Origin of the sequence: Variovorax sp. OAS795 (assembly GCF_040546685.1) — a bacterium.
In the GTDB taxonomy this organism is placed as follows: Bacteria; Pseudomonadota; Gammaproteobacteria; order Burkholderiales; family Burkholderiaceae_C; genus Variovorax.
In genome coordinates this window covers 4,761,947-4,783,747 of record NZ_JBEPOH010000001.1, presented here as the reverse complement: position 1 = coordinate 4,783,747, position 21,801 = coordinate 4,761,947, and the positions used below count along the sequence as shown (strand labels likewise).

The 21,801-nt window shown below is 64.6% G+C and carries 24 protein-coding genes; 20 read left to right on the top strand and 4 right to left on the bottom strand.

The genetic code is table 11. From position 1 onward, the window contains the following. The first annotated feature begins 6 nt into the window (after nt 1-6). Nucleotides 7-1,185, top strand: a complete 1,179-nt coding sequence (locus ABID97_RS23125) for an AAA family ATPase (protein WP_354401033.1) — start codon at nt 7-9, stop codon at nt 1,183-1,185. A 12-nt stretch (nt 1,186-1,197) separates the two neighbouring features. Here the strand turns inward: ABID97_RS23125 and ABID97_RS23120 are convergent, their stop codons facing one another. Both ABID97_RS23120 and ABID97_RS23115 read right to left on the bottom strand, forming a co-directional pair. Further along, nucleotides 1,198-2,118, bottom strand: coding sequence for an amino acid ABC transporter substrate-binding protein (locus ABID97_RS23120; protein ID WP_354401032.1), 921 nt, complete (start codon nt 2,116-2,118; stop codon nt 1,198-1,200). Between the two features lie 8 nt (nt 2,119-2,126). Next, nucleotides 2,127-3,434: a dicarboxylate/amino acid:cation symporter gene (locus ABID97_RS23115; protein ID WP_354401031.1), complete on the bottom strand. Its 1,308-nt coding sequence runs from the start codon at nt 3,432-3,434 to the stop codon at nt 2,127-2,129. 187 nt (nt 3,435-3,621) lie between these two features. Between ABID97_RS23115 and ABID97_RS23110 the strand changes: the two genes are divergently transcribed. The 9 genes from ABID97_RS23110 (at nt 3,622) to tatC (ending at nt 8,485) form a co-directional block, all read left to right on the top strand. After that, the gene (locus ABID97_RS23110) at nt 3,622-4,458 is read left to right on the top strand and encodes a D-hexose-6-phosphate mutarotase (RefSeq protein ID WP_354401029.1); all 837 of its coding nucleotides are present in this window, start codon (nt 3,622-3,624) and stop codon (nt 4,456-4,458) included. A gap of 22 nt (nt 4,459-4,480) precedes the next feature. After that, entirely contained in the window at nt 4,481-5,266 is a 786-nt protein-coding gene (gene hisF / locus ABID97_RS23105) for an imidazole glycerol phosphate synthase subunit HisF (RefSeq protein ID WP_354401027.1), read from the top strand. A 31-nt stretch (nt 5,267-5,297) separates the two neighbouring features. Then, a complete protein-coding gene (gene hisI / locus ABID97_RS23100) occupies nt 5,298-5,687 on the top strand; it encodes a phosphoribosyl-AMP cyclohydrolase (RefSeq protein WP_354401026.1) in 390 nt (129 codons plus the stop codon). Next, entirely contained in the window at nt 5,684-6,064 is a 381-nt protein-coding gene (locus ABID97_RS23095; protein ID WP_354401024.1) for a phosphoribosyl-ATP diphosphatase, read from the top strand. The genes hisI and ABID97_RS23095 overlap by 4 nt, the downstream gene beginning before the upstream one ends. Nucleotides 6,065-6,075: 11 nt before the next feature. Continuing rightward, on the top strand, nt 6,076-6,465 hold the full coding sequence (locus tag ABID97_RS23090) for a DUF4870 family protein (RefSeq protein ID WP_354401022.1): 390 nt from the start codon (nt 6,076-6,078) through the stop codon (nt 6,463-6,465). Further along, a complete protein-coding gene (locus ABID97_RS23085; RefSeq protein WP_354401021.1) occupies nt 6,455-6,814 on the top strand; it encodes a histidine triad nucleotide-binding protein in 360 nt (119 codons plus the stop codon). The genes ABID97_RS23090 and ABID97_RS23085 overlap by 11 nt, the downstream gene beginning before the upstream one ends. Nucleotides 6,815-6,876: 62 nt before the next feature. After that, nucleotides 6,877-7,125: a Sec-independent protein translocase subunit TatA gene (gene tatA, locus ABID97_RS23080; protein WP_354401020.1), complete on the top strand. Its 249-nt coding sequence runs from the start codon at nt 6,877-6,879 to the stop codon at nt 7,123-7,125. Nucleotides 7,126-7,138: 13 nt separating this feature from the next. Continuing rightward, complete coding sequence (gene tatB, locus ABID97_RS23075; protein ID WP_354401019.1) at nt 7,139-7,597, top strand: Sec-independent protein translocase protein TatB; 459 nt, start codon at nt 7,139-7,141, stop codon at nt 7,595-7,597. Nucleotides 7,598-7,675: 78 nt separating this feature from the next. Then, nucleotides 7,676-8,485: a twin-arginine translocase subunit TatC gene (tatC, locus tag ABID97_RS23070; RefSeq protein WP_354401018.1), complete on the top strand. Its 810-nt coding sequence runs from the start codon at nt 7,676-7,678 to the stop codon at nt 8,483-8,485. A 4-nt stretch (nt 8,486-8,489) separates the two neighbouring features. On the opposite strand, the gene ABID97_RS23065 is transcribed toward tatC, so the two are convergent. Beyond that, nucleotides 8,490-9,650: a trypsin-like peptidase domain-containing protein gene (locus tag ABID97_RS23065; protein ID WP_354401017.1), complete on the bottom strand. Its 1,161-nt coding sequence runs from the start codon at nt 9,648-9,650 to the stop codon at nt 8,490-8,492. A 197-nt stretch (nt 9,651-9,847) separates the two neighbouring features. Here ABID97_RS23065 and ABID97_RS23060 point away from each other — a divergent pair, with 197 nt between their 5' ends. Both ABID97_RS23060 and pdxA read left to right on the top strand, forming a co-directional pair. Continuing rightward, nucleotides 9,848-10,621 carry a Nif3-like dinuclear metal center hexameric protein gene (locus ABID97_RS23060; RefSeq protein ID WP_354401016.1) on the top strand — a complete coding sequence of 258 codons (774 nt, stop codon included), beginning with the start codon at nt 9,848-9,850 and terminating at the stop codon, nt 10,619-10,621. Continuing rightward, a complete protein-coding gene (gene pdxA, locus ABID97_RS23055; RefSeq protein ID WP_354401014.1) occupies nt 10,618-11,673 on the top strand; it encodes a 4-hydroxythreonine-4-phosphate dehydrogenase PdxA in 1,056 nt (351 codons plus the stop codon). The genes ABID97_RS23060 and pdxA overlap by 4 nt, the downstream gene beginning before the upstream one ends. Nucleotides 11,674-11,680: 7 nt before the next feature. Here the strand turns inward: pdxA and mscL are convergent, their stop codons facing one another. After that, the gene (gene mscL / locus ABID97_RS23050; protein WP_354401013.1) at nt 11,681-12,112 is read right to left on the bottom strand and encodes a large conductance mechanosensitive channel protein MscL; all 432 of its coding nucleotides are present in this window, start codon (nt 12,110-12,112) and stop codon (nt 11,681-11,683) included. 186 nt (nt 12,113-12,298) lie between these two features. Here mscL and ABID97_RS23045 point away from each other — a divergent pair, with 186 nt between their 5' ends. From ABID97_RS23045 to ABID97_RS23010, 8 genes are all read left to right on the top strand, one after another. Next, nucleotides 12,299-12,946 carry a phosphatase PAP2 family protein gene (locus tag ABID97_RS23045; protein ID WP_354401011.1) on the top strand — a complete coding sequence of 216 codons (648 nt, stop codon included), beginning with the start codon at nt 12,299-12,301 and terminating at the stop codon, nt 12,944-12,946. Between the two features lie 413 nt (nt 12,947-13,359). Next, a complete protein-coding gene (locus tag ABID97_RS23040; RefSeq protein ID WP_354401010.1) occupies nt 13,360-14,523 on the top strand; it encodes a polysaccharide biosynthesis/export family protein in 1,164 nt (387 codons plus the stop codon). Beyond that, complete coding sequence (locus ABID97_RS23035) at nt 14,520-14,975, top strand: low molecular weight protein-tyrosine-phosphatase (RefSeq protein ID WP_354401009.1); 456 nt, start codon at nt 14,520-14,522, stop codon at nt 14,973-14,975. The genes ABID97_RS23040 and ABID97_RS23035 overlap by 4 nt, the downstream gene beginning before the upstream one ends. Continuing rightward, a complete protein-coding gene (locus ABID97_RS23030) occupies nt 14,972-17,224 on the top strand; it encodes a polysaccharide biosynthesis tyrosine autokinase (protein ID WP_354401008.1) in 2,253 nt (750 codons plus the stop codon). The genes ABID97_RS23035 and ABID97_RS23030 overlap by 4 nt, the downstream gene beginning before the upstream one ends. Before the next feature lie 340 nt (nt 17,225-17,564). Continuing rightward, nucleotides 17,565-18,278, top strand: a complete 714-nt coding sequence (locus ABID97_RS23025; protein ID WP_354401006.1) for a sugar transferase — start codon at nt 17,565-17,567, stop codon at nt 18,276-18,278. A 13-nt stretch (nt 18,279-18,291) separates the two neighbouring features. Beyond that, nucleotides 18,292-19,440, top strand: a complete 1,149-nt coding sequence (locus tag ABID97_RS23020) for a polysaccharide pyruvyl transferase family protein (RefSeq protein WP_354401005.1) — start codon at nt 18,292-18,294, stop codon at nt 19,438-19,440. A gap of 10 nt (nt 19,441-19,450) precedes the next feature. Next, nucleotides 19,451-20,518, top strand: a complete 1,068-nt coding sequence (locus ABID97_RS23015) for a glycosyltransferase family 4 protein (protein ID WP_354401003.1) — start codon at nt 19,451-19,453, stop codon at nt 20,516-20,518. Further along, nucleotides 20,518-21,798: a glycoside hydrolase 5 family protein gene (locus tag ABID97_RS23010; RefSeq protein ID WP_354401002.1), complete on the top strand. Its 1,281-nt coding sequence runs from the start codon at nt 20,518-20,520 to the stop codon at nt 21,796-21,798. Before ABID97_RS23015 ends, ABID97_RS23010 begins: the two co-directional genes overlap by 1 nt. The last annotated feature ends 3 nt before the right edge of the window (nt 21,799-21,801 follow it).

Genomic DNA, 21,801 nt, shown 5'->3' with positions numbered 1-21,801 from the left:
CGCGGCGTGCTCTCCGCGCTTTCCATTGCCAACTATCGATCGCTGCGCCAGCTGACGGTGCCGCTCGGCCGGCTCACGGTGGTCACAGGGCCCAACGGCAGCGGCAAATCCAGCGTGTACCGCGCGATGCGACTATTGGCCGACATCGCCAATGGCGGCGTGATCCGTTCGCTGGTACGCGAGGGCGGGCTGTCTTCCACACTGTGGGCCGGCCCGGAACGCTTTTCAGCCGCCATGCTGCGCGGCGATACCCCGGTGCAGGGCACCGTGCGCAGTGAGCCGGTTAACTTGCGACTGGGATTCTCGGGCGTCGAAACAAGCGATTTCGGCTACGCCATCGACATCGGCCTGCCACCGCCTGTTCCGCCCACGGCTTTTTCACGCGATCCCGAAATCAAGCGCGAGGCCATCTGGAGCGGACCGGTGCTGCGGCCCGCCACGCAGCTGGTCGACCGCAAGGGCGCCTCGCTGCGGCTGCGCGGCGACCGCAGCGGAAGCTGGGAGCCCGTGGGCCGGCCCATCGCCCAGTTCGCCAGCATGATGACCGAGTACGCCGATCCGCATGCCGCGCCCGAGATGCTCACGCTGCGCGAGCAGATGCGCTCCTGGCGCTTCTACGACCACTTTCGCTCCGACGCCGATGCGCCCTCGCGCCAGCCGCAGATCGGTACCTACACGCCGGTGCTCGCCAACGATGGCGCCGACCTGGCCGCCGCGCTGCAGACCATTCGCGAGATCGGCGACAGCGAGGCGCTCGACCGCGCCGTGGACGACGCGTTTCCCGGTGCGCGCATCCAGGTGCGCGTGAACGAAGACCGCTTCGAAACCCTGATGCATCAGAACGGCCTGCTGCGGCCCCTGACGGCGGCGGAGCTGTCGGACGGCACCCTGCGCTACCTGCTCTGGATTGCCGCGCTTCTCACGCCCCGTCCGCCGGCGCTGCTGGTGCCGAACGAGCCTGAGACCAGCCTGCACCCCGACCTGTTGCCCGCGCTGGGCCGGTTGATCGCGCAGGCTGCGCGGGAGTCGCAGATCATTGTCGTGTCCCATGCCCCGCGGCTGATCGCCGCGCTCGAAGACAGCGACGACCTGCAATCGGTGGTGCTCGAGAAACGCTTGGGCGAAACCCGCATCGCCAATCTCGACATGAGCGAGATCCCGCACTGGGCGTGGCCGGCGCGCTGACTGCCGGCGCGCTTATTCCGCCTTCACCGCCATTGTCTGGAGGATCGCTTCCAGCTGCGCGCTCATCGGGAGGTTGATGCTTTCGCCGGTGGGCAGCTTGCGCAAGAACCATCGCTTGTACTGGCGCTCGATTTCGCCGTCTTCGGCCAGCACCTGGAAGGTGTCGTTGATCACCTTGCCCAGCTGCGCGTCTCCCTTGCGGTACATGATGCCGTAGGGGTCGTAGGAGAGATAGTCGCCCACCACCTCGTACTCGGCCCTGGCCGCGTCGCGGGCAATGAGGCCGTAGAGCAGCACGTCATCGGTGGCAAAGGCGTCGGCCTGGCCGCTCTTCACGAGCCCGAACGAATCGGCGTGGTCCCGCGCCACCACCAGGTTCACGCCGAGCTTGAACTTCTGCGAGAGCTCGCCCAGCGTCTTCTCGTTGGTGGTGCCCGCGGTCACTGCCACCCGCTTGCCGGCCAGGTCGCGGAACGACTTGATCGGCGAACCCTTCTTCACCAGCACCTTGGTGCCCGAGACGAACATCGTGGGCGAGAAGCTCACGCGCTTCTGCCGCTCGAGGTTGTTGGTGGTCGAGCCGCATTCGAGATCGACCGCGCCGCTCTCGACCGCGTCGATGCGCGAATCGGAGGTCACGGCCGCCCACTTGATCGCGAGGCTCTTGTTCACCGCGTCTTCGATGGCCGTGACCAGCGCGCGGCAAAGTTCGATCGAATAGCCGATGGGTTCGCCGCGCGCGTTGAGAAAGGAAAACGGCACCGACGATTCCCGGTAGCCGATGGTGATGGCGCCGGCCTGCCGCACCTTGGCCAGGGTGCCGGTCAATGTCTCGGGGGCCTGCGGCTGCGCCAAGGCGGGCGCAGCGCCAACGAGCGCAGCGGCCGCCAGCACGCCGGCCAGGAAAACCGACAGCATGGCCTTGGATTTCACGGCAGTCCTCACGCGTGTGCCGGATGGGCGAGGGTGGCCGCGGCCTCGGCGTCGAGCGCCTTGGCGTTCGATGCCGCGTCGCTCTCGGAGAGCAGTTCGCCCTCCCATTTGGCGACCACCGCCGTGGCGATGGAGTTGCCCACCGCGTTGGTGGCCGAGCGGCCCATGTCCAGGAAGGTGTCCACGCCCAGGATCAGCAGCAGGCCGGCCTCGGGAATGTCGAAGTGGTTGAGCGTGGCGGCAATCACGACCAGCGAGGCGCGCGGCACGCCGGCCATGCCCTTGGAGGTGAGCATCAGGATCAGCAGCATCGTGATCTGCGTGCTGAGCGGCATGTGGATGTTGTAGGCCTGCGCGATGAACAGCACGGCAAAGGTGCAGTACATCATCGAGCCGTCGAGGTTGAACGAATAGCCCATCGGCATCACGAAGCTCGAGATCTTGCGCTTCACGCCGAAGCGGTCGAGCGCCTGCAGGATCTTCGGATAGGCGGCTTCGGAGCTGGCGGTGGCAAACGACAGCAGGAAGGCCTCCTTGATGAGCACCAGCAGCTTGAACACCCGCGGCCCCAGGAAGGAGAAGCCCGCCAGCACCAGTACGCCCCACAGTACGAACAGGCCCAGGTAGAAGTCGCCCATGAACACGGCGAACTTGAGCAGGATGCCCAGGCCATTGACCGCGACGGTGGCGGCCATGGCGGCCATCACCGCGAGCGGCGCCAGCTTCATGACGTAGCCGGTGATCTTGAGCATGGCGTGCGAGAGTTCGTCGATGGCGGCCACCAGCGTCTTGGCCTTGTCGCCCAGCGAAGCCAGCGCCACGCCGAAGAACATGGAGAACACCACGATCTGCAGGATCTCGTTGTTGGCCATGGCCTCGGCGAACGACTTGGGCACCATGTGGCTCACGAAGTCCTTCAGCGTGAACTTGGCGGTGGCCAGGTTGGCCGAAGAGCCGATGTCCGGCAGCGGAAGGCCGAGGTTCTCGCCGGGCTTCAGCACGTTGGCCATCACGAGGCCGATGACCAGCGAGATCAGCGACGCGGTGAAGAACCAGCCGAGCGACTTGCCGAACACGCGCCCCACCGACTTGGCATCGCCCATGTGCGCGATGCCCACCACCAGCGTGGAGAACACCAGCGGGCCGATCAGCATCTTGATGAGTCGCAGGAACACGTCGGACACGATCGACACGTAGCCCGCGATCTGGGCGGCGGCCTTCTTGTCGGGAAAGCTCGTGAAGATCATGTAGCCGACAAGAATGCCGAGCACCATGGCAATCAGGATCCAGGCCGCGGCCGGCAGTTTCTTTCTCATGTCTGTCCCTTCGATGTAGGTGTGTTTCTGGGGCGCGGGCGCATCGGCCGGCAGCCTCTTCTTGCGCGGCAGGCGAAGGGTATCCAAGAAGGTCCCCTGCGTGCAACCGGCACCGGCGCGGCGGCGATGAAGCCTTAAGTGTCCAATGCCAATTCCGTGCCCGGAATTCGCTGCCTACAATTCTCCGATGGACATCAACCCGATCGAGTTTCGCGGCCGGCCCGCGCTTCACGCCGCGGCGTCCGACGGCAGTGCCTTCATCGTGTCGCTTCACGGGGCGCAGCTGCTTTCCTGGACCACCGCCGACAGGATGGAACGCCTCTACCTGAGCCCCCGCGCGGTGTTCGACGGGCAGGCCGCGATCCGCGGCGGCGTGCCCATTTGCTGCCCTCAGTTCAACCAGCGCGGCATGTTGCCCAAGCATGGATTCATGCGCAATCTGCCTTGGGAAAACCGCGGTGTCGATCCCACTTCGGGCGAATTGGTCCTGCGGCTGCGCGACGACGCGGCAACCCGCAAGCTCTGGCCGCACGCTTTCGAGGCACGGTTGCACGTCGGCATGGGCGCGGGCCGCTTGCGCACCACCCTGACGCTGCTCAATGTGGACCATGCGCCGTTCAGCTTTGCGGCGGCGCTGCACACCTACCTGCGCGTCGACGATATCGCGCAAGTGCGGCTGGAAGGCCTCCAGGGTGCCGCCCGATGGGATTCGCTGCGCGACGACCGCCATGTGGAAACGGCGCCGGCGCTGCGCTTCGATGCCGAGTTCGACAGCGTCTATGCCGCGCCCGCCAAGCCGATGCGGCTGGTGCAGCCGGGCGGCACCCTCGAGATCTCGCAAAGCGCGAGCTGCAGCGAAACTGTGGTCTGGAACCCCGGTGCGGCGCTCGGTGCGAAACTCGCGGACATGCCCGAAGACGGCTATCGGCACATGCTGTGCGTCGAGGCCGCGCGCATCGACGAGCAGGTGCTGCTCCTGCCCGGCGCCCAGTGGCAGGGCTGGCAGCAGCTGCGCGTACTCTGAACGAACCTTTCCTTACCCCCCCATGCTCGCAAAACGCATCATTCCCTGTCTCGACGTCACCGGCGGCCGCGTGGTCAAGGGCGTCAACTTCCTCGAACTGCGCGATGCCGGCGACCCGGTCGAGATTGCGGCCCGCTACAACGCGCAGGGCGCCGACGAGCTCACTTTTCTCGACATCACGGCCACCAGCGACGGGCGCGACCTGATCCTGCCGATCATCGAGGCGGTGGCTTCCCAGGTCTTCATTCCGCTCACGGTGGGCGGCGGCGTGCGCACCGTGGCCGACGTGCGCCGGCTGCTCAATGCGGGCGCCGACAAGACCAGCTTCAACTCGGCGGCCATCGCCGATCCGCAGGTGATCAACGACGCGTCGCAGAAATACGGTTCGCAATGCATCGTGGTGGCCATCGACGCCAAGCGCCGCAGCCCCGAGGAGGCCGCGACGCGGGGCGCGGGCTGGGACGTGTACAGCCATGGCGGACGCAAGAACACCGGCCTGGACGCCGTCGAGTGGGCAACCGAGATGGTGCGCCGCGGCGCCGGCGAGATCCTGCTCACCAGCATGGACCGGGACGGCACCAAGAGCGGCTTCGACCTCGAACTCACCCGGGCGGTGAGCGACGCCGTCAGCGTGCCGGTGATCGCCTCTGGCGGCGTCGGCAGCCTCGATCACCTGGCCGACGGCATCCAGACGGGCGGCGCCGATGCGGTGCTGGCCGCCAGCATCTTCCACTATGGCGAGCACACGGTCGGCGAGGCGAAAGCCCGCATGGCCGCGCGGGGAATCCCGGTGCGAATCGACTCCTGAGGGGTCTTTGCCCATCCCCGACAATAGCGCGATGAATTGGCTCGATGAAGTGAAGTGGGATGCGGCCGGCCTGGTGCCCGTGATCGCGCAGGAACAGGGCAGCAACGACGTCCTGATGTTCGCCTGGATGAACCGCGAGGCGCTCGAAAAGACCGCGGAGCTCGGCCGCGCGGTGTATTTCAGCCGCTCGCGCAACAAGCTCTGGTTCAAGGGCGAGGAATCAGGCCATGTGCAGACCGTGCACGAGATCCGCCTGGACTGCGACAACGACGTGGTGCTGCTCAAGGTCACGCAGCTCGGGCATGAGCCCGGCATTGCCTGCCACACCGGCCGCCACAGCTGCTTTTTCAGCAAATACGCCAACGGCCAGTGGACCGCGGTCGAGCCGGTCTTGAAAGACCCGGAGTCGATCTACAAATGAGCCCCGCAGTGAACACCTCCGACGCCCTCGCACGCCTTGCCGCGGTCATCGAAAGCCGCTTGCCCGCACGCGGTGGCGATCCGGAAAAAAGCTACGTGGCGCGCCTGCTGCACCGGGGCCCCGATGCCTTCCTGAAGAAAATCGGGGAAGAAGCGACCGAGGTCGTGATGGCCGCCAAGGACGCCGACCATGGCGGCGACCGCTCGAAAATAGTGAACGAAGTGGCCGATCTGTGGTTCCACACCATGGTGGCGCTGGCCCACTACGGCTTCTCGCCCGCCGAGGTGGTTGCGGAGCTCGAGCGGCGCGAGGGCACCAGCGGCATCGAGGAAAAAGCCTTGCGAAAGGCACAGGCCCGCGAGGCATCCAACGATTGAAAGGACATCCCATGCCCAACGACATCGTGAACGTGGAACCCGACGACTCCCTGAAGACCTGGGGCTGGGTCAGCTATATCCTGCACCTGATCGTGGCCATTGGCGCCGTGCTGCCCGGAGCGCAGGCTTCCGTGGTCCTCCTGCTCGTTGCGCTGGTGATCGACTTCGTGAAGCGCGACGATGCCGCCGGCACCTGGCAGGCCTCGCATTTCAGCTGGCGCATCCGCTCGGTGCTGTGGGCCGGGCTGCTGTACCTCGTCACCTCGTGGCTCTGGCTGTTGTTTCTGGTGCCGGGCTGGATTGCCTGGAGCCTGATTTCGCTGTGGTTTCTCTACCGGATCGTGAAGGGCATGATCCGCATGAAAGACAGCCGCCCCATGGAACCCCAAGATGTCATCTGATCCGAACTGCGTCTTCTGCAAAATCATCGAAGGCAAGATCCCCTCGCGCAAGGTCTACGAAGACGACGAACTGTTCGGTTTTCACGACATCGCGCCCTGGGCGCCGGTCCATTTCATGCTGGTGCCCAAGCGGCACATCGCCTCGATGGCGCAGCTCACGCCCGATGACGCGGCGCTGATGGGCAAGATCATGACGCTGGCGCCCAAGCTGGCCCTGGAGCAGGGCTGCAAGCCCTATCCCGACGGCGGCTACCGGGTGGTCGTCAACACCGGCGCGGAAGGCGGACAGGAGGTCCACCATCTCCATGTCCATGTCATGGGCGGTCCCCGCCCCTGGCTTCGCGGCTGAACATTAGGCCAAACTGTCACATTCCGCCCGACTAAAATCGGACACATTCTTAGGAGTCTTCCATGGGTTCATTTTCAATCTGGCACTGGCTGATCGTGCTGCTCGTCGTGGTCATGATCTTCGGCACCAAGAAGCTGCGCAACATGGGTTCCGACCTGGGCGGAGCCGTGAAGGGCTTCAAGGACGGCATGAAGGACGGCAGCACCACCGATGCGACTGCCGCATCGTCGGCCCCCGCGGCCCAGGTCACCGGCCAGCCTGCCAACAGCGACAAGTCGACGATCGACGTCGAAGCGCGCCAGAAGTCCTGAGCGCGGGTCATAAGTGCTCGACCTCGGCATTGAGAAGCTGGCGCTGATCGGCGTCGTGGCGTTGATCGTGATCGGACCGGAAAAGCTGCCGCGCGTGGCGCGCACGGTCGGCACGCTGCTGGGCAAGGCGCAGCGCTACGTGAACGACGTCAAGGCCGAAGTGAACCGCTCGATGGAGCTGGACGAACTGCGCAAGATGAAGAGCACCGTGGAGGATGCGGCGCGCGACGTCGAGCACAGCATCCAGAGCGGCGCGAGCGATCTCGAGAAGCAGTTTTCCGGCTCTGGCGAAACGCTTTCCGCTCTGGCCGAACCCGAGCCAACGGTGCCGGAATACCGCCATCCCCGCAAGAACTGGCGCCTGAAGCAGGGCGCCACGCCGCAGTGGTACAAGGCCCGCAACGGCGTGCGCACCAAGGCGCTGTCCGGCGCCGCGCGCGTGGCGCGCTTTCGTCCCCACAAGATCAACTAGCGGCTTTCACACCCCTCGCGTTCCTCGTGCGCCGCACGCCGGCCGAAGCCACGCTTTCCCCTGCTTTTTCTCCTCCCAATGGCCGATTCCGACAACAAGAACAAAGACGCAGAAGACGAGTTGGCGGGCACCGAACAACCGTTCGTGCAGCACCTGGTCGAACTGCGCGACCGGCTGCTCTATTGCGTCTATGGCCTGGTGATCGCGGGCGTGCTGCTGGCCATCTGGCCCGGCCCGGGCGGGCTCATCGACCTGATCGCCATGCCCATCCGCGCGCACATGCCGGCGGATGCCAAGCTCATCGCGATCGGCGTGTTCTCGCCGTTCTTCGTGCCGCTCAAGGTGCTCATGATGACGGCGGTGCTGCTGGCGCTGCCCTGGCTCATGTACCAGGCCTGGATGTTCGTTGCACCCGGCCTCTACAGCCATGAAAAGCGCTTTGCGCTGCCGCTGATCTTCTTCGGCAGCCTGCTGGCCTACGCGGGCATCGCCTTCGTGCAGTTCTTCGTGCTGGACAAGATGTTCAGCTTCATCCAGAAGTTCACGCCCGCCGCGGTGGCCGCCACGCCCGACATCTCCTCGTACGTCGAGGCCATCCTCTCGCTCTACATCGCCTTCGGCGTTGCCTTCCAGGTGCCGATCGTCGTGATGCTGCTGGTGCGCTTCGAGATGGTGACCATCGAGAAGCTCAAGTCCTTCCGCGGGTACTTCATCGTGGTGGCCTTCGTGGTGGCGGCGGTGCTCACGCCGCCCGACGTGGTGTCGCAGCTGGCGCTCGCGATCCCGATGTGCCTGCTCTACGAGGTCGGCATCATCGGCGCCCGCTACTTCGCCCAGGGCAGCAAGAAGCCGGAAGAAGAAGGCGCCGACTCCTCGGCGTCTTCCTGAACGGTCATTCGGGCTGGTTGGGAACCTGCCGCACCGGGCTGCGCGGGCGCAGGCCCGGGGTCACGTCCAGTTCCATCTTGTCGGTGCCGCGCTGCAGCGCAAAGCGCGCGGTGCTGCCGGGCTTCAGGCCTGCCACGGCGGTCAAGAGGGTCGGGACGTTGTCGATCTTTCTTTCGCCGACGGAGGTGATCACGTCGCCGGGACGGATGCCGGCCTTGGCCGCGGGACCGTTCTGCAGCACGCCCGTGATGATGACGCCGGCATTCGCCTTCACGCCGAAGGTCTCGGCCAGTTCCGGCGAGAGCTCGTTCGGCTCCACCCCGATCCAGCCGCGGCGCACCTGGCCCTCTTTCACGATGCCTTCGAGCACGATCTTGGCCATCGACACGGGAATCGCGAAGCCGATGCCCATGCTGCCGCCCGAGCGCGAGTAGATCGCGGTGTTGATGCCCTGCAGGTTGCCGGCGACGTCGATCAGCGCACCGCCCGAGTTGCCCGGGTTGATGGCGGCATCGGTCTGGATGAAGTTCTCGAAGTTGTTGATGCCGAGCTGGTTGCGCCCCAGCGCCGACACGATGCCGCTGGTGACCGTCTGGCCCACGCCGAACGGGTTGCCGATGGCCAGCACCTGGTCGCCCACCTGGAGTTCGTCGGAATTGCCCAGCACGATGGCGGGCAGCTTGTCCATTTCGATCTTGAGCACCGCGAGGTCGGTGTCCGGATCGGTGCCGATCACCTTGCCGCGCGTGTGGCGGCTGTCGTTGAGCGTGATCTCGATTTCGTCCGCGCCTTCGACCACGTGGTTGTTGGTCAGCACGTAGCCGTCTGAACTCACGATCACGCCGCTGCCCAGGCCGACCTGGGGCTGGTCGCCCTGGTCGCCGAAGAAGAACCGGAACCACGGATCGTTGCTGCGCGGATGGCGCTGCGCGGCCTTGCTGGTGTTGATGCTCACGACCGCCGGCGAGGCTTTCTTGGCCGCCGCGCTCAGGCTGCCGGCCACCGGCACCGAGGGGGCGCCGGCCGGCGCCTGGACGACCGACACCACGCCGCCCAGCGACGTGGCACGGCGGCTGATCCACTCGGGCTTGAGTGTCGCCACGACGAAGTAGGCCGCCAGCAGGACGGTCACGGCTTGGGCAAAGAGCAGCCAGGTACGTTTCATGAAACTATGATTGAACGAAGAAAACGCGCCGCCCACGCGGCGCCTCGCCCATTGTCCCTCAAGCCCCGTTTGGCAGAAACCGCGCGAACCTGTCGAGATTGGGTACCCTACGCACGGCCGGCCGGCCGGTCCGTGGCCAGCCGCGCTGCGAAGCCCCATGCCATGCGCAACGAAGATGGGAGCGCGACAATGTCGCGATGAGCACCACCCGCCATGAACTGCTGCACGCCTTCGACCTGCTTCTTGCGCCCTCGCGCTTCAAGGACTACGGACCGAACGGCCTGCAGGTCGAGGGCCGCACCGTGGTGCGGAAGATCGTCTCCGGCGTCACCGCGAGCCGCGCGCTGATCGAAGCGGCCATCCATGCGGAGGCCGACGCCATCTTCGTGCACCACGGCCTGTTCTGGCGCGGGCAGGACAGCTGCATTACCGGCTGGATGAAGCAGCGCCTGGGCTTGCTGCTGGGCGACGACGTCAACCTCTTCGCGTATCACCTGCCGCTCGATGCGCACCCCGAACTCGGCAACAACGCCCAGCTCGGCCTGCAACTGGGGCTGCTGGCGCATGCCGGGTCGGCCGGGCGCTTCGGCGACCAGGAGCTGGGCTTTCTCGGCGCGCGCGACAGCGGCGAGAGCTTTGCCAGCGCCAGGGAGCTCGCCGCCCATGCGGAGAAAACCCTCCACCGGCCCGTCACGCTGGTGGACACCGCACATCGCCCGATCAAGAACATCGCCTGGTGCACGGGCGGCGCACAAGGCTACTTCGAGGCCGCCATCGCTGCCGGGGCCGACGCCTTCATCACCGGGGAGATCTCCGAACCCCAGGCGCACTACGCCCGCGAGATGGGCGTCGCTTTCCTGGCCTGCGGGCACCACGCCACCGAGCGCTATGGCGCCCCGGCGGTGGCCGGACACGTGGCAGCCCAGCTCGGGCTGAAACACGAGTTCATCGACATCGACAACCCCGCATGAGCGCAAAGGCTCCTGGCGCACCCATCGCCATCACGCTCGGCGACCCCGCGGGCATCGGCCCGGAAATCATCGCCAAGGCCTTCCGGCAGGCATCCGACGCGACACGCGGAACTTTCGTGGCCGGCGACGTCGCCACGATGCGCCGCGCGTCCCGGGCACTGGCGGTGCCGGGGGAACCCGCCTGGCCAGTGGCCGAGATCGGCCAGGCTGCCGAGGCGTCCGATGCCCCGCCCGGTTGCATTCCCGTGCTCCAGGTGGTGGCGCCGCCCGCAGGCATCGTGCCCGGCCGCATCAGCGCCCAGGCGGGCCGCGTGGCCGGCGAATGCGTGGTGTGGGCCGCGCGGGCGGCGCTGCGCGGCGAGATCGCCGCCATCGTGACCGCCCCGCTGCACAAGGAGGCGCTGGCCGCGGCGGGCTTTCCGTATCCGGGGCACACCGAGTTGCTGCAGGCCGAAGCCGCCGCCCATGCGGGCCTTGCAGTAGAGGGCATGCCAGTGCGCATGATGCTCGCCAACGACGAGCTTCGCACCGTGCTGGTGAGCATCCACATGTCGCTGCGCGACGCGATCACGGCAGTGAGCTACGGCAGCGTGCTGGAAACGCTGCGCATCACCCACCGCGCCTTGCACCGCGTGCTCGGGCGGACGCCGCGCATCGGCGTGGCGGGTCTCAATCCGCATGCCGGCGAGGGCGGGCTGTTCGGCTCCGAGGAGCGCGACATCATCGCGCCGGCGATTGCGGCTGCGCGGGCCGAGGGCATCGACGCCGATGGACCGCACGCGCCCGACACCGTCTTCATGCGCGCGCGCGACAAGGCCGGGGTTTCGGGGAGCGGCGAGTTCGACGTGGTGATTGCGATGTACCACGACCAGGGCCTGATCCCGGTCAAGTACCTGGGCGTGGAAAAGGGCGTGAATGTGACGCTCGGCCTGCCGCTGGTGCGCACCAGCCCCGATCACGGCACCGCGTTCGATATAGCAGGCACTGGCCGCGCCGATGCGTCGAGCCTCGTCGAGGCGCTGCGCATGGCCAAGAAGCTGGCCGGCGCCTGAAAGAAGTTCAGGGCCGCTTGAGGCTGTCGCGTATCTCGCGCAGCAAGGCGATGTCTTCGGGAGGCGCCACCGGCGCTGCCGGGGCATCCGCATGGCGCCGGCGCAGCTTGTTGATCTGCTTGACCATCATGAAGATGATGAATGCGAGGATGACGAAGTTGACCGCGATGGTGATGAAGTTGCCGTAGGCCAGCACCGGCACCCCGGCCTTCTTGAGGTCGGCCAGGTTGCCCGGAACGCCGGCCGGCACGCTGCCCAGCACCACGTAGAGATTCGAGAAGTCGAGCTTGCCGAACACCAGCCCGACAATCGGCATGATGATGTCGGCCACCAGGGAGTCGACGATCTTCCCGAACGCCGCACCGATGATCACGCCCACGGCCAGGTCGACCACATTGCCCTTGATGGCAAATTCCTTGAACTCGCTGATGATGCTCATGGTCAATAGGCTCCGGATGCTTGGTGTTGAACTGACGCGAGTATGCCTGCGGAAGCCGCCGTTTAGAACAACCTTCACCTCAAACGCTTAATGCAAAAGATTTCTTTTTGCCGTTGATCTGTTTTAATAGAGCTTTCGCAATCGGCAACGGCGTAACGCTAAAGTTGCCAATTCTTTTTCGATCGGATGAATAGTTTCTGGTTAATTGCCACCGGATTCGGTGACAGCGGCTTCCTGTTGCCCGCCGCATTGGGCGTTGCGCTCTGGCTTGCAATCGATCGCGGCACGCGCCCGGCCGCGGTGCATTGGGTGCTGCTATTTGGCGCATGCGGATTTATCGTGATGCTTTCCAAGCTCGCCTTCATGGGCTGGGGAATTGGCAGCGCACATTTCGATTTCACCGGTTTCAGCGGCCACACGGCCTTGGCGACCAGCGTCTGGCCGGTGATCTTCTGGCTGGTTGCGCTGCGCCGTGCACCGATCGTGCGCTTGAGTGCCGCGTTGGCCGGGTGGGCATGGGCCGTCTTCATCGGCGTCTCCCGCCTCGCGCTGGAAGTTCATTCCACGGCCGAGGTCGTGGCGGGCGTTGCCCTCGGAACCTTGGTGAGCGCAAGCTTCGTCCGCCTCCAGTGGCACCGGAAGATGCGGGTGCATACACCCCGCTGGCTGGCGCCCGTGCTTGCTGTGCCGCTATTGTTTTTCATAGTGCTCGGCCGCCCCGCACCGACGCAGTACGCGCTGGAAAGGCTGGCGGTCTGGATGGCGGGTATCGAACGCCCCTTCACCCGCGCCGACCTTCTGCAGGCGCGCCAGCCAGCACGCGGACCGATGTGATTGCACAACTGCTTACAAAATAGTCAAAGTCCTCACAGAGACGTTTACGCCTATCTTTTGTCGTTCCAATGCGACATCTTGTCGGGTTGAGCTGTTAATTAATAGTTAACATTTTCAAATCGCCCCATCTCTCTTGTTTCGGGTCCTCGAGGGTGCTTTTCCCAATGGGAACGGGGTCCTGCTATTGGACTTTCAGATAACCCCCGGCGATGGGGGGTTGATCCGCAAACAGACACATTTTTTGCACCTATTGCGCCCAAAGTGTGCGGCTCGGGGGCGGCGACAATTCGGCCAGCCCGCCTGCCATTCATGCGGGCTTGCTTTGGCGACCGTGAAAAAAGGTCCCGGCCCGATCTGGAAGCGGGCTCGGGCCTTGCATATGAATTTGCGGTTGCGGAAAACCAATTCGTGCAATGGGGATCAATTTGACACGCTACGTGTACCCGGTGGGGTGGGGTTTTGCCCTAGTGGGCGCACTGTTGCTGCAGGGCTGCGCACCGGGTTTCAGCTCAGTGTCTGCGTATGAAGCTGACCAGAGCCTGCCTCCGGAGTTCCAATACCTGCCCGCAGACGGTGCGCCGGATGGCGTCATCACTTCCATTTCGCCCGCGCTCATCCGCGCCATGGCCGAGGCGCAGCCAACCTCCGTTTCGCCGGAGGTGAAGGCTCTTTTCGGCGAGGCGCCGGTGTACACCATCGGGCCCAGCGACGTGGTGGGTGTCATCGTCTACGACCATCCGGAGCTCCTTCCCAATGCGGGCGCCGTGATCACGCAGCAGGCCGACCCGACCGGCATCAGCGTGGCACCGGGGTTCATCGTCGGTGCGGACGGGCAGATCACCTTTCCCTACATCGGCCGCGTCAAGCTCCAGGGTCTGACCGAGATCGAGGCGTCCGACCTCATTGCGCGCCGCATTGCCGCCTACATCAGGGATCCGCAGGTGACCGTGCGCATCCAGTCCTTCAGGAGCCGGCGTGCCTTTGTCGAAGGCGAAGTGCGCACCCCCGGCCTGCAGATCTTCACCGACGTGCCGATGACGCTGGCCGAAGCCATCAGCCGCGCTGGCGGCATCACCGCGAACGGCGACCGCTCGTTCGTGACGCTCACGCGCGGCGGCAGGACCACGCTCGTCAACCTGCCCAGCCTGCAGGACCTGGGTGCCGACGCGAGCCGCATTCCACTGCAGAACGGCGATGTGATCCAGGTGCGGCACCGCGACGAGAGCAAGGTGTTCGTGATGGGCGAGATCGCGCGTCCTTCGGCGCTGCTCATGCACAACGGCCGGCTCAGCCTCAACGAAGCGCTCGGCGAAGCAGGCGGTCCCAACCTGAATTCGGCCCACACGGGCCAGATCTACGTCATCCGCAACAACGCGAGGGGCTTGCCGGCCATCTTCCACCTGAACGCCAGGAATCCCGCGGCACTGGCGCTGGCCGAGCGTTTCTCGCTTCAGCCGCGCGACGTGGTCTACATCGATTCGGTGCCGCTCGTCACCTGGAACCGCCTGGCCAGCCTGATCCTGCCGGCCGCCCAGGTCATCAATGCGGGCGACGAAGTCTGGAGCCGCCACAGATGAAATCGATCCTCACAGTCTGCATCGGCAACATCTGCCGCAGTCCGATGGCGGAAGGCATCCTGGCCGCGGGCCTGCCGCACCTTCGCGTGGTCTCGGCCGGAACGGGCGCGCTCGTGGGCAAGCCCGCCGATGCCACGGCGCAAAGCCTCATGCAGGCGCGCGGCATCGACATCTCGGGCCACGTCGCGCAGCAGGTCTCCCAGCTGCTGTGCCGCCAGGCCGATCTCATCCTGGTCATGGACATGGCGCAGCGCCGCTATCTCGAATCGGCCTACCCGTTCGTGCGCGGCAAGGTCTTTCGCATTGCCGAGGCCGCCAAGCAGGACGTGCCCGATCCCTACCGCCAGGGCGAAGCGGCCTTCGCGCATGCGCTGTCGCTCATCGACGTCGGCGCTGGGACATGGATCGACCGCATCCTGAAGATCACAAGAACCGAGCAGCAACCGACATGAACGCACCCCAGCAAGCCGCCCTGCCGATGCCAGCGCTGGAAGAGGAGGGCGACAAATTCAGCCTGGTCGAGTACCTGGACATCCTGATCGACAACCGGTGGCTCATCGCCATCGTTGTCGGCGTGATGCTGCTCCTGGGTGTTGCCTATGCCTTCTTCGGCAAGCCCATGTACGAGACCAACGTGGCCGTGCAGGTCGAGGATTCCGGCAACTCGGCCGGCAGCTTCCTGGGCGATGCCGCGTCGTCGCTGCTGAGCGTGAAGACGCCCGCCGCAGGCGAGATCGAAATCATCAAGTCGCGCGCCATCCTCGGCCAGGCGGTAGAGAACACCAAGCTGTACATCAGCGCCGTGCCGCGCTACGCGCCCGTGGTGGGCAGCTGGATGGCGAGGCGCGCCACCGGCTTGTCGGAACCCGGCTTCATGGGGCTTTCGGGCTATGTCACGGGTACCGAAAAGATCATGGTTCCGCAATTCGACGTCCCGCCGGACTTCGAGGAAAAGCAATTCACGCTGACGGCGGAGCCGGACAACCGCTACGAGCTGACCCACCCCGATCTCAAGGCGCCGCTCAGCGGCACGGTGGGAACGCCGCTGGCCGCCAGCTTGCCGAGCGGCAATCTCCGGCTCCTGGTGAGTTCGATCCATGCGAAGCCCGGCGCGCAGTTCCAGCTCGCGCGCTACTCGAAGCAGCTCACGCTGCTTGCGTTGCAGGACAACCTCAAGGTCGTCGAGAAGGGCAAGCAGTCGGGCGTGCTCGACGTGGGCTGGAAGAGCCCGAGTCCCGAGAAGCTGACGCAGCTGCTCAACGAGATCGGCCGCCTCTACGTGCGCCAGAACATCGAGCGCAAGGCGGCCGAGGCCGAAAAGACCCTGGGCTTCCTGGACACCGCGCTGCCCCAGTTCAAGAAGCAGCTGGAGCAATCCGAGGACCTCTACAACCGCTACAGGAACGAGAACGGCACGGTCAGCCTGGACGACGAGGCGAAGAACGCCCTGACCCAGACCGTCGACCTGCAGTCCAAGCTGCTCGAGGCACAGCAGAAGCGGCGCGAACTCTCCGCTCGCTTCACCGACAAGCATCCCGCGATCCAGACGCTGGATACGCAGATATCGGCGTGGAAGGGCGAGATCGCCTCGGTGGATACGCGCATCCGGAAGATGCCGCTGCTGCAGCAGAACACGGTGCAGATGCAGCGCGACATCAAGGTCAACACCGACCTCTACGTGTCGCTGCTCAACAGCTCGCTGCAGATGCGGCTGGCCAAGGAGGGCAAGGTCGGCAACGTGCGCCTGCTCGACGAGGCCATCGTGCCCGAGGAACCCGTGTGGCCCAAGCGGCCGTTGATCATCGCCGTGGCGCTGCTGCTGGGCTTGATGGCCGGTGCCGCCGCCGCGATCGCCAGGAACGCGTTCTTCGGCGGCATCCGCAATCCGAGCGAGATCGAGATGCACACCGGGCTGAACGTCTACAGCAGCATTCCGCTGAGCCCCGCCCAGCGGACGATCGACAGGAGCATCGAGAGCAGGGCGCCGGGCGCCCACATCCTCGCGCTCCAGTATTCCGAAGACCCCGCGGTCGAAAGCCTGCGCAGCCTGCGCACGGCACTGCAGTTCGCCATGCTGGAAGCGTCCAACAACCGCCTGCTCATTTCGGGTGCCACGCCGGGCGTCGGGAAGACTTTCGTTTCGGTCAATTTCGCGGCCATCACTGCGGCGTCTGGCAAAAAAGTCCTTTTGATCGACGCCGACCTGCGCAAGGGCCGGGTCAATCAATTCTTCTCCATGCCGCGAACCGCCGGCCTGTCGGAATTGATTGCCGGCACGCTGGGCTTCGACAAAGCCGTTCGCCCGTCCGTGCTGCCCAATCTGGATGTCATCACCACGGGCATGCTTCCTCCCAATCCGGCGGAATTGCTCCTGAGCGAATCCTTCACGCAGATCCTGGACAAGCTGTCGCCGGGCTACGACCTCGTGATCATCGATACCGCCCCGGTGCTGGTGGCGGCGGACACCGCGTCGGTCGCGCCTCTCGCGGGCTCGCTGCTGCTTGTTGCGCGTGCTGAAAAGACCCAGCTCGGCGAATTGAACGAGAGCGTCAGAAGACTGGCCCATGCGGGTTGTACTGCAAATGGCGTAATTCTCAATGCCATGGACTTATCCCGCAGGCATGCGGGCAACGGTGGCTATAAATACGGCGGTTACCGTTACACACACTATAAATACAAAAACAACAGGGATACCACCTAGTGCAGGGCGGCTTTCTGGGAAAATTAAATTGAATTGTGGCAATTGCCGCATAACGCGCCGATCAGTACCGCCAATAAATTCTAATAAAAAAGGTTTACGGCCATTGCGTCATTCTTTTGTATTAGGTATTTGAATTCACCGCAAGCGCGCTGATTGCCGCGCTGTGCAACCTTCAAGGCTTCACCTGACGGGCCCGCATGGGCTCGCCAATGGATTGCCACGTGTCATCGAACCCCGAAGGGGGCAAGCGCCGGCTTGTAAGACGAAAGGTACTCCTGAAAATGAGAGTTCTCGATCTGCAAATCCGTTTTCGTCACCCACGTGAAAACGGAGCATGCATATGACCAATTTCCCTCGCGAGGAGACGCTCGCACCAGGGGGCGAAGAGGTGGGCAGCGCAATCGCAGGCGAGATGGCGTGGATCAAGGTTCGTCACCCGGCCATGCTGCGCGCCGGAAAAAGAGCGGTGGATATTGCAGCGTCGCTGTTTTTCTTCAGTGCATTCGGCTGGCTGTATGTGCTGATCGCCGTGGGTGTTTTCATCAGCTCGGGGGCCCCGGTGCTGTATTCGCAGCCGCGTTTCGGGCGCGGCGGGCGCGTGTTCAGGTTCTACAAGTTCCGTTCGATGCTGCCGGACTCGGCCCGCATCCTGGAGGAGCACCTCGCGAGCGATCCCGTGGCGCGCCAGCAGTGGGACGACTACCAGAAGCTGGAAAACGACCCGCGCATCACCCGCTTCGGCAAGTTCATCCGCAAGACCAGCCTCGATGAACTGCCGCAGTTCTGGAACGTGCTCGTGGGCGACATGAGCCTGGTCGGCCCGCGGCCCTGCATGCTCGACCAGAAGAGCCTGTACGGCGCCGACTGGTCGTTCTACTGCGCCGTGCGTCCCGGAATCACGGGGCTTTGGCAGGTGAGCGGCCGCAACCAGCTGAGCTACAAGAAACGCGTGGCGCTGGACGTCACCTACGTGGAGACGCTGTCCGTCGGCAGGGACATCGGGATCTTCCTCAGGACCATCTGGGTGGTCGCCGTGGGCCATGGTTCAAGGTGAAACCGGCATCGCGATGAACAAGATCCTGATCTGCGCGGTGCCGTTCAGCGACAACCTCGGCGACGGGGTGATTGCGGCATCGCTGGCGCACATTGCGGGGCTCAAATATCCGGACGCCAAGGTCGAATTCCTGGACATTGCCGGCCGTGCGGGATTCCAGGAAGAAAACCTCCGGGGCGGCGGCGCGTTCGAGCTCTTTGCAAAACTGCCTTCGCTGCTGCGTTCGCTGATCGTCTTCCTGTATTGCCTCAAGGGCTATTTTCTGGCCTGGCGCAAGAACTGGAAGGCCGCGGTCAGCGACGCCGATCTCGTGGTCATCGGCGGCGGGCAATTGTTTTGCGACGTGGCGCTCAATTTTCCGTCGAAGCTCTATTTCCTCAGCAGGCTGCTGCGCGGAAAGCGCGTGGTGGTCGTGTCGGTGGGCGTCACGGGCAAATGGTCGTTCTGGGGCCGCTTCCTGGTCAAGCGCTTCATGGAGAACGCCCGGCCAGTGTTCTATGCCACCCGCGACCAGGACTCGGCCAACAACCTGCATGCGCATTTCAGGGTTCCCAGAAGCAGCATCCGGGTCGTCCCCGATCCCGCGCTTGTCTGCGCCGACGCATTCGCAGAGGAACTCTCTCCTGAAAAAAACTGGGACATCGGGATTTGTGTCAGCAGCCTCGACGCGCTGGTCATGAACTCGGAGTACGCGAACTCCAATTCGACCGAATCCGCCAAGTTTTTTGCCGCGCTCGCCGATGCGCTGCGCGCGCGGGGCAACCGCGTGCTCTATTTCACCAATGGCGCCTCCGAAGACAACAAGGTGCTGAGCGAAATTTCATCGGAATCGGGCGCGCTGAAATCCGGCTTCTTCGTTCCGCGGCATCCCGATGAACTCGTTTCCCTGATCAGCGCCTGCTCATGCGTTGTGGCCCATCGGCTGCACGCAAACATCGTTGCATACAGCCTGAACATTCCATCGGTGGGGATGAATTGGGACAAAAAAGTCGAATCCTTCTTCGAATTGACGAAGCGAAAGCGCTATTTGTTCGACCTGTCGCCGCGCATCGAAAAACTCGAGGAGTCGGTGCTGGGTGCCCTGAACGAAAAAACCCCCGACCGGCAAACCCTCGAGCTGCTCAAGCGCGAAGTGGTTGCCGGCATCCATGCCTTGATCTGAGGGAGCGGCGATGAAGATATTGCACATTGCCGAGACCCTCAAGGGCGGCCTGGAAACCTACCTTCGGATGGTCTCCGGATTCCAGCAGAACTCACCGGTGATCACGCAGGCCAAGTTCATCCTGCCGGGCCCGGTGGATTGGCTGAGTTCGAAGGACACCCACGTGGTTGCAACCGCGCGCAGTCCGTTGGCGCTCGCCAGCTACGCGGCCGAAGTACGCAGGATCATCCGGACCGAGCGTCCTTCGGTGCTTCACCTGCACAGCTCCATTGCCGGTGGGATCGTCCGCGCCATGGCGCTCCTCGGGCAGGTCCCGCAGGAGACGAAGATCGTCTACTGCTCCCATGGTTGGGCGTTCGACCAGATCGGCCCTTCGTACAAGAAGTCGATCTACCGGTGGACCGAATGGCTGCTTTCGTACTGGAGCGACGCCATCATCTGCATCAGCGACCATGAGCTGCGGATCGCTGAAAAATTCGGCATCAAGCGCTGCCGGTGCATCCCCAACGGGATCACCCCGGCGGCGGCGCTGCTGGAACAGGGCGCACCCGAGCGGCAACTGCCGCACACCCGGCGGCTCCTGTTCGTGGGTCGGCTGGATCGGCAAAAGGGCATCGATGCACTGCTCGAGTCTTATGCGCGCGTGCGGCCCGGCTTCAAGCTGGTCGTCGTCGGCGGCGCGGTTCGAAACGATCTCTCGCTCGTCCCGTCCGAGGACATCGAATTCAAGGGATGGCTCGAAAAGGACGCGCTCGAGGCGGCCTACCGGTCCTGCGACGCGATCATCGTTCCCTCGCGATGGGAGGGCTTCGGGCTCGTCGCGGTGGAGGCGATGGCAAGAGGCAAGCCGGTGTTCGCGTCGGCCGTGGGCGGGCTCGTGGACATCGTCGAAGACGGCCGCAGCGGGCGGTTGTTTCCGCTCGAACGCATCGACGAAATGCTCCGTGAGATCGACCAGATCCCGGCTGATGACATGGCGCGGATGGGGCGGGCGGGGCGAAGGATCTTCGAGAAGAAATACACCGCCGACCGGATGAACTCCGCCATCGTCGACCTGTACAAGGAGTCGGTGCTTTGATGATGAAGTCTTCGTTCGTTGCCAGCGCCTTGCAGCGCCTGCCGGGCCTCTTCAGGCTGTTGTGCGCATCGGCCGCTATCGCGGCGGTGTCCTGTGCGGCCCAGGCGCGCGGCATCGCCGATCTCGGCACCGACTATCCCACCGCACTGAGCGTGCAGATCGACCCGGCCGACATTTCCGACGCAGACCTGAACGAGATCAGGGCCGCGGGGTTCGAGTTGGTCCGGTTCGGTGTGCGGCCGCCCATCAAGAGCGTCAACCCGGCCCAGATCGACTATTCGAAACTGATCCGCCGCGTGCGGAACGCAAGGCTCGAGGCCATCGTCACGCTGTTCGGTGGCCGGGAGATCTGGGGCCACGAGCCGTCGGACCCGGGCGGTGGCCAGAGGGAAAAGCTGTTCGCGAACTTTGCGGCCGAATTCATGAACGCGCATGCCGCCGACGTGGCGGTCTGGGAGCTGTGGAACGAGCCCGACCACAAGACCTTCCTGAACCCGGCGCTGTTCTCCAACTTCGAGACCGCGACCGCGGAGTTCTGCAGCAGCATCGCGCAGCTGAAGAGCCCGCCGAAGATCGTCATGGGCTTCGGCTTCGCGAAGCTTCCGTTCAATGCGGGCCAGGTACCGCCGCAGCTTGAAAACGCCTTCGTCTCGGGCGCCAAGGCCAACTGCCTGACGGACATCTCGATCCACCCCTACCGCTCGGTGCCGGAAACGGCCGTGGGCGACTACGCCCGCCTTCGCGCGAGGCTCGACGAGATGCAGCTCGGCAAGGTCGGCATCGTGGCGTCGGAATGGGGCTACGCGTCGTACCTGCCCGTGCGCGACCGCAACATGCAGGCCTCGCTGATCCTGCGTGAATACCTGACCAACGTCGCCGCGGGCATCAAGCTACTGAACCTCTACGCCTGGAAGGACCGCGGAACCTCCACCGTTTCGCGCGAAGACAATTTCGGCCTCAAGTCGAAAGGCGGCGAGAAGAAGGAAGCCTTCTCGAGCCTGACCGAATTCCTCAAGATTGCACGCACTTCGAAAAAGGTTTCGTACGACAGCAACGGCAGCCTGAACAAGCTGGTGCTGAGCCGCGGAACGACCTTGCTGCACGTGGTGTGGACGCAAAACGCAGAGCAGAACGTGCTGATTCCCGCAGCCAGGGGAAAGAAGTGCACGCGCGTCGACTTCTTTCCGCAGGTGCATCACGGAAGCTGCGGCAGCCCGGTGGAAGGGGGCGTTGCGGCCAAGGCTTCCAGCTATCCGGTGCTGTTCTCCATTGCGGACTAGGGG